This window comes from Sphingomonas sp. NBWT7 (genome assembly GCF_014217605.1).
GTDB lineage: Bacteria > Pseudomonadota > Alphaproteobacteria > Sphingomonadales > Sphingomonadaceae > Sphingomonas.
Window position 1 is genome coordinate 2,035,598 of record NZ_CP043639.1, and the last position, 16,318, is coordinate 2,051,915.

Sequence of the window (16,318 nt, forward strand, 5' to 3'; positions counted from 1 at the left end):
CTCCGGTTTCAAACGCGTCGGGCAAAACGCACCAACGCTTCGCTCGGCGCCTTGTTATAAAATTTCACCCGCTCGCGAAAGAGGTCGTTTCAGCTGAAACGATGTGGCTGGCTTTCTCGCCGGCCAGGCAAGCCGTGATGAACGATTGACTCTCAGCAGCATTGGAACAAAATAGGAACATTCGTAGCGAGCGAGTCGAGAAACGTGTCGTCCCCAGCCGTCATTGCCGAGCTTCGCGAGACGCTACGCGCGATCGAGGGCGATGGCTACCGGCGGCGGGAGACGCTGCCGTTCGGCATCCCCCCGATCGATACCAAACTGGCCGACGGCGGCCTCCGGCTCGATGCGCTGCACGAGGTGGCGGCGGACACCGCGGCGCTGGGCGACGATGCGGCGGCGACGCTATTCCTCGCCGGGATCGCGGCGCGTGCCTGGGGACCGGTATTGTGGGTGGTGCGGCGGCGCGACCTGTTCGCGCCGGGGCTCTACCAGGCGGGGCTCGCCCCCGAACGCGTCCTCTATGCCGAAGCGCGCGACGATGCCGAACTGCTCGCGCTGATGGAGGAAGGGCTCCGCCACCGCGGGCTTGGCGCGGTGATCGGCGAGGTGAAGCGTGCTGGGCTGGCGGCGACGCGTCGGCTGCAGCTCGCGGCCGAGGGCGGGCGGACGATCGCGCTGCTGATGCGCCGCCATGCGCGCGAGGGCGTCGACCCGCTCGGCATGCCGTCCGCCGCGCTCACCCGCTGGCGGATCGCCTCGGCCCCGTCGGTGCCCGATCGGTCGGGCAGCCTCGGCCGGGCGCGCTGGAACGTGGCGCTCGATCGCCAGCGCGGCGGCGAACCTTTCAACATGCTGATGGAGGCTTGCGATGACACGGGTCGTCTCGCTCTACCTGCCGCACTGGGCGATCGATCGCGTGCGTCGGGCCGAGCGTCGCCGCGCGCCGCCGCGGCCTGATGCCGTTCGCGATTCGGGCGTCCCGCTCGATCTCGCGCCGCTCGCCGCCGCCGTAGCGGAGGAGCAGGTGATGCAATGCGACGCGCCCAAGAACACCGGCTGGCGCCCTGGCGCGCGCTGGGCGCGATCGGACGCGGCGGCGCCGGCCGACAGGCTCCACGACAATCCCCAAGAGAAATCGTGGTCACAGTCGACGCGCGCGGATGTCGCGCGGCGTATCGAGGCGATGCCCGAACATCAGCGCCCGCCGATGCGCGAGATGGGTCGCCGCAGCGAGGCCGCCGATAATCCATTCAAGGCCATGCCGCCCGACGAGGGCGTACGCCCGGTGCGATCGACGCTGCCCGTGCGCCCCGATGCGGAGGATGTGCCGAGCCAGCGCTGGCGCGGTTTCGACGGGCTCGATCCCAATGCCGACGATCGCGCCGCCGCTGCCCTCGCGCGCTGGAACGCCCCGCCGGCCGGCGGCCGGCCGCAGCCGCTCAGGACGGGCGTGCCGGCGGTCCGCTACCCCGGCGAGGGTCCGCATCCCGACAAATACGCGCGTACCGGCTCGAACGACGCCGGCGCGCATGTCCCGGGCGTCGCTCCCTTCTTCGATACCGGCCGCAGCCTCGGCGGCATGGTGGCAAGGGTATGCGACGCCGCCGCTCCCGGTCCCGAGCGGGCCGAAAGGGACGGCTCCGATGCGCCGCCAACGCGCACTGCCGCGAGCCGAGCGCGCGTGCGCCAGCAGGACCGCGCGCGCCCTGCCCGGCCCCGCTACAAGGCCGCGGACGAAGTCTCCGGGCAGGACAGGCCCCGGCCGCTCGTTACCGTGCACAAGATAGGCAGCCGCATCGAGATCGCCGCCGCCTCGCGTGAGGCGCAGGCGCTCGGCCTCGTGCCCGGCACGGCGTTGACGCAGGCGCGCGCCGCCGTGCCCGATCTCGACGTGCGCGATGCCGATCCCGACGGCGATCGCGCCGATCTGCTGCGTCTCGCCATCGCGCTCGCCCGCCGCTGGTGCCCGGTCGTCGCGGTTTCGGGCAGCGACGGCCTGTTCCTCGACATCACCGGCACCGCGCATCTCCACGGCGGCGAGGCGGCACTGGCGCGGCGCCTGCTGCGTCTGCTCGCGCGGCTCGGCGTCGCCGCGCAGCTGGCGATCGCCGATACCGCCGGCGCGGCGTGGGGGCTGGCGCGGCAGAAGGCGACGGCGGCGATCGTTCCGCCCCGCGCGCACGGCGAGGCGATGACGACGCTGCACGTTGCGGCATTGCGTCTCGACGATGCCGCGCGCGAGCTGCTCGCCCGGCTCGGCGTCGACACGGTGGGCGAGCTCATGGCGATGCCGCGCGCGCCGCTGGTCCGCCGCTTCGGACGCGCGATCGCGCAGCGCCTCGACCAGGCGACCGGCGCCGCGCCTGAGCCGCTCGATCCCGTCGTCCCAGTGCAGCCGATCGCGGTCACCCGCCGCTTCGCCGAGCCGATCGCCACCGCCGAGGCGATCGGCCACTGGCTGGTGGGGCTGGTCGACGATCTGGCGGTTGAGCTCGCCGAGGCGGGCGTCGGCGCGCGCGCGCTCGCGTTCGTCGCGGCGCGCGTCGATTCGACCGATCAGGTGATCCGCGTCGGCTTGGCGCGCGCCAGCCGCGATCCCGCGCATCTGCTGCGGCTGATCGCGCGCCGGATCGAGGAGATCGATGTCGGCTACGGCCTCGACGCCCTGACGCTGCATCTCGTCCGCGCCGATCCGCTCGGGCCCGAAGCGCTTGGCGCGGCGCTGGCGGAGCAGCAGGTGCCCGATCTGGCGCCGCTGGTTGATACGCTCGCCAATCGTATCGGACCGGCGCGCTTGTGGCGTCAGCAGCCGGTCGAGAGCGACGTGCCCGAGCGCTCGGTGACGCCGCTCGACCCGCTCGGGCCGGCCGCTGCCGAAGGACTGCGGCTGAAATTGCACGACGTGCGCCAGCTCGACCGCCGCACGCCCGATCACCCCTGGCATCCGCGCTGGCCGCGCCCGGCGCGCCTGCTGCATCGCCCCGAACCGCTCGACAACGTTTTGGCCGAACTGCCCGATCGCGCGCCCTATCGCTTCACCTGGCGCGGCCGACAGCATCTGGTGCACCAGTCCGACGGGCCCGAGCGTATCACCGGCGAATGGTGGCGCCGGTCTGGCGAGCGCGACGCCGTGCGCGACTATTTCCGCGTCGAGGACAGCGATGGCCACCGCTTCTGGCTGTTCCGCCGCGGCGACGGTGAGCGCGCCGAGACGGGCGACCGCAGCTGGTACATCCATGGCACCTTTGCCTGATCGGTGGGGGCCTAACCGGCGCGGGAGCACGCCGTGACGTACAGCGAGCTTCAGGTCACCACGCATTTCTCCTTCCTGCGCGGTGCGTCGTCGTGCGAGGAACTGTTCTCCACCGCCGCGGTGATGGGGATGCCCGCGCTGGGCATCGTCGATCGCAACTCGGTCGCCGGCGTGGTGCGTGCGCTGTTCGCCTGCGAGCAGCTGGAAAAGAAGCACGGCCTCCATATCCGCTCGATCCCCGGCTGCCGGCTCGATCTCGTCACTGGCGACTCGCTGCTCGTCTGGCCCGAGGATCGCGCGGCTTGGAGCCGGCTGACGCGGCTGCTGACGCGCGGCAAGGCGCGGGCGGACGCGCAGCGCGGCGAGAAGGGCCAGTGCTTCCTGCACTGGGAGGATGTCGCCGCGCTGGCCGACGGCCTCGTCGCGGCGCTGGTGCCCGGGCGCGGCGGCGTGGCGCCGACCGCACTCGCCGCGACCGCCGACATCTTCGGCGCGCGCGGCCACGTCTGCCTCACCCCCTGGCGCCGGCCGGGCGAGCGCCGCCGCTGGCATGAAACCGCGCAGGCCGCCCATGCCCACGGCCTACGTCCGCTCGCCACCGGCGACGTGCTGTACCATGCGCCCGACCGGCGGATGCTGCACGACGTCGTCACCGCGATCCGCGAGAAGTGCACGATCGACGAGCTCGGCCACCGCCGCGAGCGCCACGCCGATCGCCACCTGCAGCCGCCCTCGGCGATGGCGCGGCGCTTCGCCGACCACCCCGATGCGCTCGCCGCGGTCGAGGCGATCGTCGAACGCTGCACCTTCTCGCTGAAGGACCTGGATTACCAATATCCCGACGAGATCATCATGACCGGCCGCAGCGCGCAGGAAGGGCTGGAGCGTCTGTCTCGCAACGCGCTGGCGCAGCGGTTCGGCGGCGCGCCACCGGCCGAGTACAGCGCCAAGCTCGAGCATGAGCTGACGCTGGTCGGCAAGATGGGGTATGCGCCCTATTTCCTGACGGTGAATTCGATCGTCAGCTACGCGCGGTCGATCGACATCCTGTGCCAGGGGCGCGGGAGCGCAGCGAATTCGGTGATCTGCTTCGTCCTCGGCATCACCTCGATCGACCCGGTCAAGCACCAGCTGCTGTTCGAGCGCTTCGTCTCGGAGGAACGCCGCGAGCCGCCCGATATCGACATCGATTTCGAGCATGAGCGGCGCGAGGAGGTGATCCAGTGGATCTACCGCACCTACGGGCGCGACCATGCCGCGCTGACCGCGGTGGTCAGCCGCTTCCGCACGCGCGGTGCGATCCGCGAAGTGGGCAAGGTGCTCGGGCTTCCCGAGGACATGACGGGGGCCTTGGCGGGGCAGGTGGGGGGCTGGTCGAACGAGGGCGTGCCCGACGCGCACGTCCAAGCGCTCAATCTCGACGCCGGCGAACCGCGCCTGGCGCTCGCGCTCGAACTCGCCAAGGAACTGATCGGCACGCCGCGCCACCTCTCGCAGCATCCCGGCGGTTTCGTGCTGACGCGCGATCCGCTGCACGATCTGGTGCCGATCGAGCCCGCCGCGATGGAAGCTCGCCACGTCATCGAATGGGAAAAGGAGGATATCGAGCATCTCGGCTTCATGAAGGTCGATATCCTCGGGCTCGGCATGCTCGGCTGCATGCGCCGCGCGTTCGACCTCCTGTCCGAGCACAAGCAGGTCGCGATGACGATGGCGAGCGAGCCCTTGCAAGACGACGATCCGGCGACCTTCAAGATGATCCGCCGCGCCGATACGCTGGGCGTGTTCCAGATCGAGAGCCGCGCGCAGATGAGCATGCTGCCGCGGATGAAACCGACCAATTTCTACGACATCGCGATCCAGGTTGCGATCGTCCGCCCCGGCCCGATCCAGGGCGACATGGTGCATCCATACCTGAAACGTCGGGCGCTATCCAAGGAGGAGCAAGCAAAGATCGAATATCCCAGCCCGCTACTCAAGGACGTGCTGAAAAAGACGCTGGGCGTGCCGCTGTTCCAGGAACAGGCGATGCAGGTCGCGATCCTCGGCGCCGGCTTCACCCCGGGAGAGGCGGACCTGCTGCGCCGCGCGATGGCGACGTTCAAGATGACCGGCGGCGTCGGCGAGTTCCGCGACAAGCTGATCGGCGGCATGCTGGCCAACGGCATCGCGCGCGAGTTCGCCGAGCGGCTGGTGAAGCAGATCGAGGGGTTCGGCAGCTACGGCTTTCCCGAGAGCCACGCAGCGAGCTTCGCCAAGATCGCCTATGCCTCGTCGTGGATGAAATGCCACCATCCCGATGTCTTCTGCGCCGCGCTGCTCAACGCGCAGCCGATGGGCTTCTACGCGCCCGCGCAGATCGTGCGCGACGCGCGCGAACATGGGGTGGAGGTCCTGCCGGTATGCGTGCTGGCGAGCGAGTGGGATACGTCGCTGCTGGCGCCGCGTGGCGGATTGCACCCACTGCGGCTCGGCCTGCGCATCGTCCACGGCCTGTCGGCGGTGGACGGCGGCAAGATCCTGGCGGCGCGCGGAGAGCGGCCATTCCGATCGGTCGAGGACGTGTGGCGGCGATCGGGCGTGCCGCTCGCCGCGCTGGAGAAGCTCGCCAAGGCGGATGCGTTCGCCGGCATGGGGCTCGACCGGCGGCAGGCCTTGTGGGCGATCCGTGGGCTGGGCGATACGCCGCTGCCGCTGCTCGCGGCGATCGAGACGCGTGAGGAGCCCGTCCACCTGCGCGCGCTGACCGCCGGCCGCGAGGTGGTGGAGGATTACCGCGCGACGCAGCTGACGTTGCGCCAGCATCCGCTGACCTTCCTGCGCGAGCGGCTGAAGCGCCAGCGCATGGTGTGCTGCGGCGACTTGAAGACGATCAAGGAGGGCAAGGCGATCGAGGTCGCCGGCATCATCCTCGTCCGCCAGCGGCCGGGCAGCGCCAAGGGCGTGCTGTTCATCACGATCGAGGACGAGACTGGGATCGCTAACGGCATCCTGTGGCCCGACCGGTTCGAGGCGCAGCGCCGCACGGTGATGTCCTCCGCGATGGTCAGCATCAAGGGCCGCGTGCAGAAGGAAGGAATCGTGATCCACGTCGTCGCGGATCTCATCACCGACCTCACCTGGATGCTGCGCGAGGTGGGCGAGATCGATCTGCCGCACCTGAAGCTGCCCAGCATGGTGTCGCGCGGCGACGGGGCGACGCACCCCGGCGCGCCCGATCGCGGCGATCCGGGCTGGAAGCACAAGGGGCGCACCGATTACCATTATCGCGAACGGCCGCACGAGGGCCCGCCGGGCGATCTGATCCCGATCCGCAGCCACGACTTCCATTGATAAAGCGAGCGGCTTAACAAGCCTGTCGAACCGGCACCGACCGGCGCATCGGAGAGATCGACCATGGCCACCGCCGCCCTCGCCCCCCAGCCCGCCCCGGAGCCGCGTATCGGCCTCACCCCGAACGTGCCCTCCCCCGCCGACAAGGCCGCGTTCGACGCCGCGATCGTCGATCCCGACAGCTACGCCAACGAGGATCGCTACCACGCGATCTTTAAGCATCTGCGCGAGGAAGCACCGGTCTACTGGTGTGAGCCCGAAGGCTATCGCCCGTTCTGGACGGTTGCGCGCCACGCCGACATCAAGCGCGTCGAGCTCGATACCGACACCTTTCTCAACGACCCGCGGCTGACGTTGTCGCCGATCGCCGACGAGGAGCGCGTAAAGGCGCTGACGGGGGGCAGTGACAAGCTGACGCGCAACCTCGTCAGCATGGACAATCCCGATCACCGCCACTTCCGCGCGATGACGCAAGGCTATTTCTCCGCCAAGCACATGCGCCAGCTGGAAGCCGACATCCGCGCGCTGGCGAAGGAGAGCGTCGAGCATATGGCGTCGCTCGGCGGGCGGTGCGATTTCGCGACCGAAGTCGCGATCTGGTTCCCATTGCGCGTCATCATGCTGACGCTGGGCGCGCCGCGCGAGGACGAGGCGTTCCTGATGAAGATCACGCAGGAAGTGTTCGGCGCGCAGGATTTCGACCACATGCGCTCCGAGGAGATGGGCGGACTGTTCGCCACCATCGCCGAGTTTAACGCCTGGTGCGATCGCATCACTGCCGATCGCAAGGCCAACCCGCGTGAGGACGTGTCGACGATCATCGCCAACGCGACGCTCACCGACGGGTCGCCGATGGGCAACATGGAGGCGATGAGCTACTACCTCATCATCGCCGCCGCGGGGCACGATACGACAAGTTCCTCCTCCTCCGCCGGCCTGCTCGAACTGATCCGCAACCCGGCCGAGATGAAGAAGCTGCGCGACGATCCGTCGCTTTTGCCCAATGCGATCGACGAGATGATCCGCTGGTCGAGCCCGGTGAAGCATTTCTTCCGCACCGCCGCGGTCGACGCCGAAGTAGCCGGGATGCCGATCAAGGCCGGCGACGGCCTCGTCATGGCCTATCCGTCCGCCAATCGCGACGCCGCGGTGTTCGACGATCCGTTCGCGTTCCGCGTCGATCGCGCCAATGCAAAGCAGCATCTCGCCTTCGGCTACGGCCCGCATCTGTGCCTGGGGCAGCATCTGGCGAAGATGGAGATGCGCATCCTGTTCGAGGAATTGCTTGCCCGCTTCGACGATTTCGCGCTCGACGGCGATCCGGCGTGGACGCGCGCCAGCTTCGTCAGCGGGATCAAGCGCCTGCCGATCCGGTATCGCGCCAAGTGAGCCTCAGCGATCCCGAGCGCCTCTATCCCGGCTTTCCGGGGCGCGACGCCAATCAGCATCTGCGCACCATCCCTGCCTGCGCCGCACTCGGCATGCAGCAGCGCGCCGCGCACGGCGGGCCGGTCGTCACCTCGCTCGACATCTCGCTGCCGTCGACGCGCGACGCCGAAGGCCGCGTTGCACGCGGCGCGGCACTGGTGCTCGCCGACCAGGCGACCGCGGGCGGCGTGTTCGCAACGCTGGCGCAGCCGACGCCGATGATGACGCTCGACCTGCGCGTCGACTGGTTCGCGCCGCTGCCCATGGGGCGGCTCGACTGCGTGATCGAGAATGTCGTGCGCGATGGCGACCTCGCACTCGCACGTGGGCTGCTGCTGGCGGACGGCGCGCCGGTCGGCGCTGCGACCGGGCGCTACCTGATCGGATCGATGCCGGGTGGCGGCGGCGGACGGATCGAGGACCGCACCGCGATTTTGCCCCCCTCGACCGACACCGATTTCGCGACTTATCTTGCCGCAACGAAGGAGAGCGATGGCTTGTCGGTCACGCCGCGGCCGGAGCACGTCGGCGCGCCGCTGCCGGCGTTCCACGGCGGGGTGATCGCGGCATTGCTCGAGGCCTCTGCCGTCGCGACGATCGATCCCGGCTTCCGCCCGCTCGACATCGAGATCCGCTATCTTGCCCCGGCGCGTGCCGACCGCCTGCTCGTCACCAGCGTCGTGCCGCGGCGGACCGGCCGGCGCGCGATCACGATCGACGTCGACGCGCATCAGGGCGATCCGGCCAAGCCCGTCGCGATCGCGCGCCTGCTGGCGATGACCGATGCGCCGGGCGAGGTGCGGCTGGTGACGCTACCGCGCGACTAGCCGCCTCGGGTCGGCTTGGCCGCGTGCGTCGGCGGTCAACCGCCGACGGTCTGCTCGATCACACCGAAGATCGGGTGGTGGCGATCGTCCTCGGCCCAGATGCGCACGGTGTCGCCGGCCTTGAGGAACGGCGTCACCGGCTGGCCGCCGGCAATCGCCTCGATCATGCGTACCTCGGCGATGCACGAATAGCCCACCCCGCCCTCGCCGATCGGCTTGCCCGGCCCGCCGTCCGCGTCGCGGTTCGACACGGTGCCGGAGCCGACGATCGTGCCTGCGCCGAGCGCGCGCGTCCTGGCGGCGTGGGCGACGAGCGTGCCGAAGTCGAACGTCATGTCCTCCCCCGCCTCGGCGCGGCCGAACGGCTGGCCGTTGAGATCGACCATTAGCTTGCGGTGCAGCTTGCCGTCCTGCCACCAGTCGCCCAGCGCGTCGGGGGTGACGAACACGGGTGAGAAGGCCGACGCCGGTTTCGACTGGAAGAAGCCGAACCCCTTGCCGAGCTCGCCGGGGATGAGATTGCGCAGCGACACGTCGTTGGTCAGCCCGACGAGGCGGATCGCCGCGAGGGCGTCCTCGCGGCTCGCCCCCATCGGAACGTCGCCGGTGACGACGACGACTTCGGCCTCGAGATCGCAGCCCCAGCTTTCGTCGGCAAGCGGGATCGGATCGCGCGGCGCGAGGAACCCGTCCGAGCCGCCCTGGTACATCAGCGGATCGTGCCAGAAGCTGTCGGGCATCTCCGCACCGCGCGCCTGCCGCACCAGCGCGACGTGATTGACGTAGGCCGAGCCGTCCGCCCACTGATAGGCGCGCGGCAGCGGCGAGGCGGCGTCATGCTCGTGGAAGCGATCGCGCGGGATCACCTCGTGCGCAAGATCGGTGGCGAGATTGCGCAGATCGGGCAGCAGCCGATCCCAATCGTCGAGCGCCGCCTGTAGCGTGGGCGCGATATGCGTCGCATCGGCGCACCAGGCGAGATCGTTCGATACGACGACGAGCTTGCCGTCCCGTCCGTGCTTCAGGCTCGCAAGTTTCATCGGTTACCTCTCCTTCACCCCCCGGCATAGGCGCGCGCGCCGGGCGAAGTCGAGAGCGGCGGCATAAGGCGCTTGACGGTTCGCGCGGCGCTTGCCGCCGTCGACAGGAGTGACGTACCGGCCATAACAAAAGTTACTTGACCGGTCGCAGCGTGCCCGCGACAATTGCGCATCAGCTTTCCGGAGGGGTTTTTCCATGTCGCTCGACCAGGTCGCGGGCCGTTTTGCGTATAACGAGGATCACGAGGCGTTCCGCCAGACGGTGCGCAGCTTCCTGGCCAAGGACGGCGTGCCGAACGCCGATCAGTGGGAGAAGGATCGGCTGGTGCCCAAGTCCTTCTGGCAGAAGGCCGGCGAGGTGGGCATGCTGTGCCCGACCGTGCCGGAGGAGTACGGCGGGCTCGGCCTCGATTTCGGCTACAATGCGATCGTCGACGAGGAAATGGCCTATTCGGGCGTGCCCGCGGGCTTCTCGCTTCAGTCGGACATCGTCGCCGGGTACATGGAAACCTACGGCTCCGAGGAGCAGAAGAAGGAGTGGCTGCCCAAGATGGTGTCGGGCGACGTGATCACCGCGATCGCGATGACCGAGCCGGGCACCGGCAGCGATCTCCAATCGATCCGCACCACCGCCAAGAAGGACGGCAACCACTACGTCATCAACGGATCGAAGACGTATATCACCAACGGCCAGAACACCGATCTGACGCTAGTCGTCGCCAAAACCGATCCCAATGCCTCGCCCGCCTACAAGGGCATGTCGATCATCCTGGTCGAAAGCGACCGCGAGGGGTTCAGCAAGGGGCGCAAGCTCGACAAGATCGGGCAGGATGCGGCGGACACGTCCGAATTGTTCTTTGAGGACGTGCGCGTGCCGATCACCAACTGCCTTGGTGAGGAAGGTATGGGCTTCATCTACCTGATGAGCCAGTTGCCGCAGGAGCGGCTGTCGATCGCGGTGTCGACGCATGCCTCGGCACAAAAGGCGTTCGACGATACCGTCGCGTTCGTGAAGGACCGCAAGGCGTTCAAGGGCACGGTGTTCGATTTCCAGAACACCAAGTTCGTCCTCGCCGACCTCAAGGCGAAGCTGCAGGTGGGCTGGGCGCACCTCGACTGGGCGATCGCGCGCCACCTGAAGGGCGAACTGACCAACGAGGAAGGCGCGGCAGCCAAGCTGTGGCACACCGACCTTCAGTGGGAAGTGATGGACAAGTGCCTCCAGCTGCACGGCGGCGCAGGCTATATGAACGAATATCCGATCGCCAAGATGTGGCGCGGCGCACGCGTCAGCCGGATCTATGGCGGCACGAATGAGATCATGAAGGAAGTGATCGGGCGCAAGCTGTAAGCACGCGCCGATCGCGCAACGATACGGCCGGCAGCTATGCTGTCGGCCGTTGTCGTTCCAGCGTGCGGCGATGTGTGACGTGCCGACGTAGCTTCACTACGCCGCTACGGCTGGACGGGGCGATGGCGGCCATTCCGATCGACGCCGATCCACGCGCCGTCTTCGGCCGCGCCAACCCGCCCACGTCGTTACGATCAACGGCTATTGCTATCGATCGACAATCGCGATCCGGGCGGGGTGCGCGTTCGTGCCGCTGCGACGCGCGCATCGCATCGCATCGCGGCCGGCCTTGTCGCTGGCAAATCCTATGCGGTGACGCTGGCGCTCGACACCGAGCCTCGCACCGTGGCGATCCCGGACGATCTTGCGCTCGAGCGCGGCGCGGCGATGAATGCCTGGTCGCGGCTGAGCGTGACCGTGCGGCGCGAGCGTGTCGACGCCACCCTCGCCGCCAAACGCAACGAGACACGCGCGCGGCGCATTGGCACCGCGGTATATCAGGCGGCGCGTTCGCCCGAGCGCAGCTGATCGACGAAGCCGTCGGCGGTCTGCCGCAGCTGCCGCGCCTGATCAGACAAAGCGACGGCCGCCTCGCGCACACCGCGCGACAAGGCATCGGCCTCGTTGACGGCGCTCGCCACGCGCTCGATCCGCTGCTCGATCATGTCGACGCCGCGTGCCGCATCCTGCGCGGTCCGTTCGATCTCCGCCGCCATGCCACGCTGATCCGACACCGCGCCGCGGATGTCGCCAGCCGCCGTGGCAACGCGGCTCACGGCGTCGGTCGCGCCGAGCATGTTCGCCTCGGCGACGTGGATCCCGTGCCGAACGCTCTCGATCAACGCGACGATTTTGTCGGTCGCCTGGGCGGTACCGCCGGCGAGCTGCTTCACCTCGCCCGCGACGACGGCGAAGCCGCGCCCCGCATCGCCCGCGCGTGCCGCCTCGATCGTCGCGTTCAACGCCAGCAGGTTGGTGCGCGCGGCGATCTCATGGATCTCCCCCACAAGGCCGCCGATGTCGCCGGTACGACGCGCGAGGTCTAGGACGGCACGATTGCCCTCCTCGGCATTGCGCTCCACCGTCGTCGTCAGCGCGGCCTGCGCGGCGGCGCTGCCCGCGATATCGCCGATCGACCCGGTCAAGCGATGAACGGCATCCGCCACGTCCTGCGTCGCGCCGGCCGCCTGGCACGCGCCGGCGGCAACCTCGCTCGCCTGCCGCCCCGCGTCCGCCGCGATCCGGGTGAGCGTGGTGGCCGAATCCTCCAGCGTCGCGGCGGCCTGCTCGATCGCGACGGCGACGCCGGACACCGAATGCTCGAACTCGTCGGCCAGCTGGTCAAACGCCTGCCGGCGTTCGCGCTCGAGCCGCGCTTCGGCATCCTCGCGCCGCATCCGCTCGTGACGCGAGCGCTCCTCGGCCGCCTCCGCCGCGGCGAGTGCCTCGCACGCACGGCCGCGTTCGGCCTCCGCCGTCGCTGCGAGCGCCTCGGCTTCACCCTGCGCGAAATCCTGCGCCAGGATCAGCGCGCGCAGCCGCGTCGTCAGATAGGTCAGCGCGGCGAACTGCAGGATCACCGCCAGCGCATGGAACAGCACACGCCCGAGCGTGCCGTCGGTCTCGAACACCCATTGCGGCAGGATGTACGACAGCAGCAGGTGATGGATCGCGATCAGCGCCGACGCGAGCGCCAGCGGCCGCCAGTCGCACAAGACCGCCAGCATCGACAGCGCGACGAAGAAATACATGTGCGCGTCCATCTGCCACGCATTGCCCGCCAACAGATAGACGTAGACCGCCGGCAGCAGCGCGGCGAGAATCGCGAAGCTCATGCGCGCGGATAGATCGTGCCGCCCGCGCACCGCCATCGTCGTCGGCACGATGTTGCCCAGCGACGCGACGAATACCGCCAGCGATGTATTGGGCGATTCCATCGCGAAGCCCCAGACGGCGATCAGCGGCAGGCACAGCCAGCCGATCACCGCCAGCGTACGGATCACGCGTACGCGCAGCGCATCGAGCGACGACATCACAGGCCCTTTCCGCAATAACTGGCGGGTGCGGCGATCGGCAGCACGCCGGCGCGCAGCATCCGCCAGAAGAGCAAGCCGCGTTCGCCGCGAACCACGACGCTGCCCGCCGGTCCGCTGCCCATCAGCAATGCGCCGCCGGCCCGTGCAATCCGCACCGTCGCCGGATCGCCGACCAGCGGCACAAGCAGCATGGCGCCGCTGACAGGTGGCGCCAGCGCCATCGCCGCGAGCCCCGAAAGGCAGATCCCGGCGTGAACCAGAACCATTGCGGCGGACTGTGGCAAACTGAAACGCATACGGGCGCTTTGCAGGCGATTGGTTATCGAGCGATGAAGGTTAACGCCGGCGTACGCCAGCGTACGTAAAACACGTAGCTTGACTTTTGCGCCCGTCGCGCGCATCTGGCGCGGTATCGAGGCGTATGCAGCGTGATCGGGCCATCGGCCCCGGCTCCGCCTCGGTTGATCTAACCGGCTTCCCAAGTCACGCGGGGTGTCATCTCTCCCCCGCTACCCGTGCGCCCGTATGGCGTGCGGGCCGCGACCATTTAGGTACGATTTTCCATGTCATTCGCCACTCTCGGCCTTGCCGAGCCGCTCGTCCGCGCGCTCGACACCAAGGGCTATACCACCCCGACCCCGATCCAGCGCGACGCGATCCCGATCGTGCTCACCGGGCGCGATCTGCTCGGCATCGCGCAGACCGGCACCGGCAAGACGGCCGCATTCGTCCTGCCGTCGATCCAGCGCCTGCTGGAAGGGCAGAAGCGCGTTCTGCCGACGCATGTGCGCATGCTGGTTCTCGCGCCGACGCGCGAGCTTGCGAGCCAGATCGCCGACAATGCGCGCGCCTATGCCGGTAATTCGCGGCTCAGCGTCGCGACCGTGTTCGGCGGCACGAGCATCAACAAGAACCGCCAGGATCTGTCGCGCGGCGTCGACATTCTCGTCGCGACGCCGGGCCGCTTGCTCGATCTCGTCGAGCAGGGCTTCTGCAACCTGACGATGGTCGAGATCCTGGTGCTCGACGAGGCCGACCAGATGATGGACCTCGGCTTCATTCATGCGCTCAAGAAGATCGTGCGCATCGTTCCGCGCCGCCGCCAGACGCTGTTCTTCTCGGCGACGATGCCGACGTCGATCCGCGATCTCGCCAGCCAGTTCCTTACCGATCCGCAGACCGTGTCGGTCGTGCCGGCGGCGACCACTGCGGAGCGCGTCGCGCAGCAGGTGATATTCGTCAATCAGGCGGAGAAGCAGGCGCTGCTGACGATGCTGATCCAGGAGGAGAAGATCGAGCGCGCGCTGGTGTTTACCCGCACCAAGCATGGCGCCGACCGCGTCGTGAAGCTCCTGGCCGGCAACGGGATCGGGTCCAACGCGATCCACGGTAACAAGAGCCAGCCGCAGCGCGAGCGTGCGCTCGCCGCGTTCAAGTCGGGCGAGACGCCGATCCTGGTCGCGACCGACATCGCGGCGCGCGGGATCGACGTTTCGGGCGTCAGCCACGTCTTCAATTTCGAGCTGCCCAACGTTCCCGAACAATACGTTCACCGCATCGGGCGCACGGCGCGTGCCGGGGCGAGCGGCGTCGCGATCGCCTTCTGCGCCGACGACGAGCGGCCGTATCTGAAGGACATCGAGAAGGTGACGCGGCAGAAGGTGCCGCAGCGTGCGCTGCCCGACGATTTCATGAAGCGCGCCGAGGCGCTCAAGGCTGCTCGCGTCAAGGCGATCGGCGCCGATCCCGCCCCGCGCGAAGATCGCCCGCGCGCTCAGCGTGGCCCGGCGCGGCCGCGCGCGACGCATGCGCCGACGGCGACGCGTGATTACGCGAACGCCAGCCGCCGCGGAATCGGGAGTGGCGGCGGCGGGGGCGGCGGTCGCGGTCGCGGCGGTCGTGGCCGGGGCGGATCGCGCCCGGCAGCGCAGGCCTGATCGGGTCACCTTCGGACCAAGCTGCTTGACCTCGATCAGCGCGGTGCCGTGAAACCCGGCATCGCGCTCATCGGTTCACTCTGTGGCCGAGGAGAAGCAGCACGATGGATACAGCAACGGGATCGGTGGTGGAGCGTATCGCACGCGTCCTCGCCGGACAGCGCATCAGCGCCAACGCCGATGGCGATCAGGAATCGGCCAGCGGCGCGATCGACGCGACGTGGCGGGATTATCGCAACGATGCGCTCGCCGTGCTCCACACCTTGCGCGCGCCGAGCGAGGCGATGGCGAGCGTCGGCGATACCGCCGCGTGGGAGCGCATGATCCTCGCCGCGATCGACGAGGGGCGGCCGGAAAACAATTGAGGCGCCGCGGCCCGGTTGGTCCCGGGCCGCGCGCCCCCCGATTGCGTCAGGCGAGAACGGTAAGCCATTCCTCTTCCGGCGCGCGCGGGCTGCGCGTGCGGTTGGCAGGCTCGGCGGCATCCTCATAGCCGATCGCGACGCCGCAGAAGAGCATGCGCTCCGACGGGGTGCCAAGGAACGCCTCGACCGTGTTGGGATAGACCGCCCAGCATTCCTGCGGGCAGGTCGCCAGCCCTTCCTCGACGGCGAGCAGCATTAGGGTCTGCAGGTACATGCCCAGATCGGACCATTGCGGCGGCCCCATCCGCCGGTCGACCGTGACGAAAAAGGCCGACGGAGCGCCGAAGAACTGGAAATTGCGCGCGAACCACTGCGCCCGCGCGCGCTTGTCGTCGCGCGGGATGCCGAGATGGCCGTACATGATCTCGCCGATCTGCTGCGTTCGCGCCTTGGTCGCGTCGGTCATTTCGCGTGGATAGATGTCGTAGCCGGGCGTTTCGGTCTCGCGCCGCTCGATCTTGCCGCGCATGATCTCCTTCAGCTCGTCCATCTTGGCACCAGTGACGATGTCGATATGCCACGGCTGGATATTGCCCCCGGTCGCCGCCCGCGCCGACTTGAGCGCCAGCGCCTTCAGCACGTCGAGCGGCACCTCCTTGTCGAGAAAACCGCGCACCGAGCGCCGTTCGGCCACTGCTTCGGAAACGTTCATTCGCCTCTCCACCCCTTGCCGTGCGCGTCAAATCGC

The 16,318-nt window shown here is 68.9% G+C and carries 13 protein-coding genes; 9 read left to right on the forward strand and 4 right to left on the reverse strand.

Annotated elements, in window-relative coordinates:
- The first annotated feature begins 204 nt into the window (after nucleotides 1-204).
- The 5 genes from F1C10_RS10040 to F1C10_RS10060 all read left to right on the forward strand — a co-directional run bounded on the left by F1C10_RS10040 (nucleotide 205) and on the right by F1C10_RS10060 (nucleotide 8,841).
- A complete protein-coding gene (locus F1C10_RS10040) occupies nucleotides 205-957 on the forward strand; it encodes an ImuA family protein (RefSeq protein ID WP_258042834.1) in 753 nt (250 codons plus the stop codon).
- Entirely contained in the window at nucleotides 869-3,253 is a 2,385-nt protein-coding gene (locus F1C10_RS10045) for a DNA polymerase Y family protein (protein ID WP_258042835.1), read from the forward strand. The genes F1C10_RS10040 and F1C10_RS10045 overlap by 89 nt, the downstream gene beginning before the upstream one ends.
- A gap of 33 nt (nucleotides 3,254-3,286) precedes the next feature.
- Nucleotides 3,287-6,586: an error-prone DNA polymerase gene (locus F1C10_RS10050; RefSeq protein WP_185205868.1), complete on the forward strand. Its 3,300-nt coding sequence runs from the start codon at nucleotides 3,287-3,289 to the stop codon at nucleotides 6,584-6,586.
- A gap of 63 nt (nucleotides 6,587-6,649) precedes the next feature.
- Nucleotides 6,650-7,975, forward strand: a complete 1,326-nt coding sequence (locus F1C10_RS10055) for a cytochrome P450 (protein ID WP_185205870.1) — start codon at nucleotides 6,650-6,652, stop codon at nucleotides 7,973-7,975.
- The gene (locus F1C10_RS10060; protein WP_185205872.1) at nucleotides 7,972-8,841 is read left to right on the forward strand and encodes a PaaI family thioesterase; all 870 of its coding nucleotides are present in this window, start codon (nucleotides 7,972-7,974) and stop codon (nucleotides 8,839-8,841) included. The genes F1C10_RS10055 and F1C10_RS10060 overlap by 4 nt, the downstream gene beginning before the upstream one ends.
- 35 nt (nucleotides 8,842-8,876) lie before the next feature.
- Here F1C10_RS10060 and F1C10_RS10065 read toward each other — a convergent pair whose 3' ends face one another.
- Complete coding sequence (locus tag F1C10_RS10065; RefSeq protein ID WP_185205873.1) at nucleotides 8,877-9,881, reverse strand: fumarylacetoacetate hydrolase family protein; 1,005 nt, start codon at nucleotides 9,879-9,881, stop codon at nucleotides 8,877-8,879.
- Between the two features lie 196 nt (nucleotides 9,882-10,077).
- Between F1C10_RS10065 and F1C10_RS10070 the strand changes: the two genes are divergently transcribed.
- Entirely contained in the window at nucleotides 10,078-11,232 is a 1,155-nt protein-coding gene (locus F1C10_RS10070; protein ID WP_185205875.1) for an acyl-CoA dehydrogenase family protein, read from the forward strand.
- Nucleotides 11,233-11,544: 312 nt separating this feature from the next.
- The gene (locus tag F1C10_RS10075; protein ID WP_185205877.1) at nucleotides 11,545-11,760 is read left to right on the forward strand and encodes a YdeI/OmpD-associated family protein; all 216 of its coding nucleotides are present in this window, start codon (nucleotides 11,545-11,547) and stop codon (nucleotides 11,758-11,760) included.
- On the opposite strand, the gene F1C10_RS10080 is transcribed toward F1C10_RS10075, so the two are convergent.
- On the reverse strand, nucleotides 11,730-13,265 hold the full coding sequence (locus F1C10_RS10080) for a methyl-accepting chemotaxis protein (RefSeq protein ID WP_185205879.1): 1,536 nt from the start codon (nucleotides 13,263-13,265) through the stop codon (nucleotides 11,730-11,732). The two genes, F1C10_RS10075 and F1C10_RS10080, sit on opposite strands and share 31 nt — an antisense overlap.
- Nucleotides 13,265-13,669, reverse strand: a complete 405-nt coding sequence (locus F1C10_RS16710) for a hypothetical protein (protein ID WP_258042836.1) — start codon at nucleotides 13,667-13,669, stop codon at nucleotides 13,265-13,267. The genes F1C10_RS10080 and F1C10_RS16710 overlap by 1 nt, the downstream gene beginning before the upstream one ends.
- Nucleotides 13,670-13,831: 162 nt before the next feature.
- Here F1C10_RS16710 and F1C10_RS10090 point away from each other — a divergent pair, with 162 nt between their 5' ends.
- Both F1C10_RS10090 and F1C10_RS10095 read left to right on the forward strand, forming a co-directional pair.
- Nucleotides 13,832-15,205, forward strand: coding sequence for a DEAD/DEAH box helicase (locus tag F1C10_RS10090; RefSeq protein ID WP_185205881.1), 1,374 nt, complete (start codon nucleotides 13,832-13,834; stop codon nucleotides 15,203-15,205).
- Nucleotides 15,206-15,309: 104 nt separating this feature from the next.
- On the forward strand, nucleotides 15,310-15,570 hold the full coding sequence (locus F1C10_RS10095; RefSeq protein WP_085808958.1) for a hypothetical protein: 261 nt from the start codon (nucleotides 15,310-15,312) through the stop codon (nucleotides 15,568-15,570).
- 46 nt (nucleotides 15,571-15,616) lie between these two features.
- On the opposite strand, the gene F1C10_RS10100 is transcribed toward F1C10_RS10095, so the two are convergent.
- Entirely contained in the window at nucleotides 15,617-16,282 is a 666-nt protein-coding gene (locus F1C10_RS10100) for a nitroreductase (RefSeq protein ID WP_185205883.1), read from the reverse strand.
- Nucleotides 16,283-16,318 lie beyond the last annotated feature (36 nt).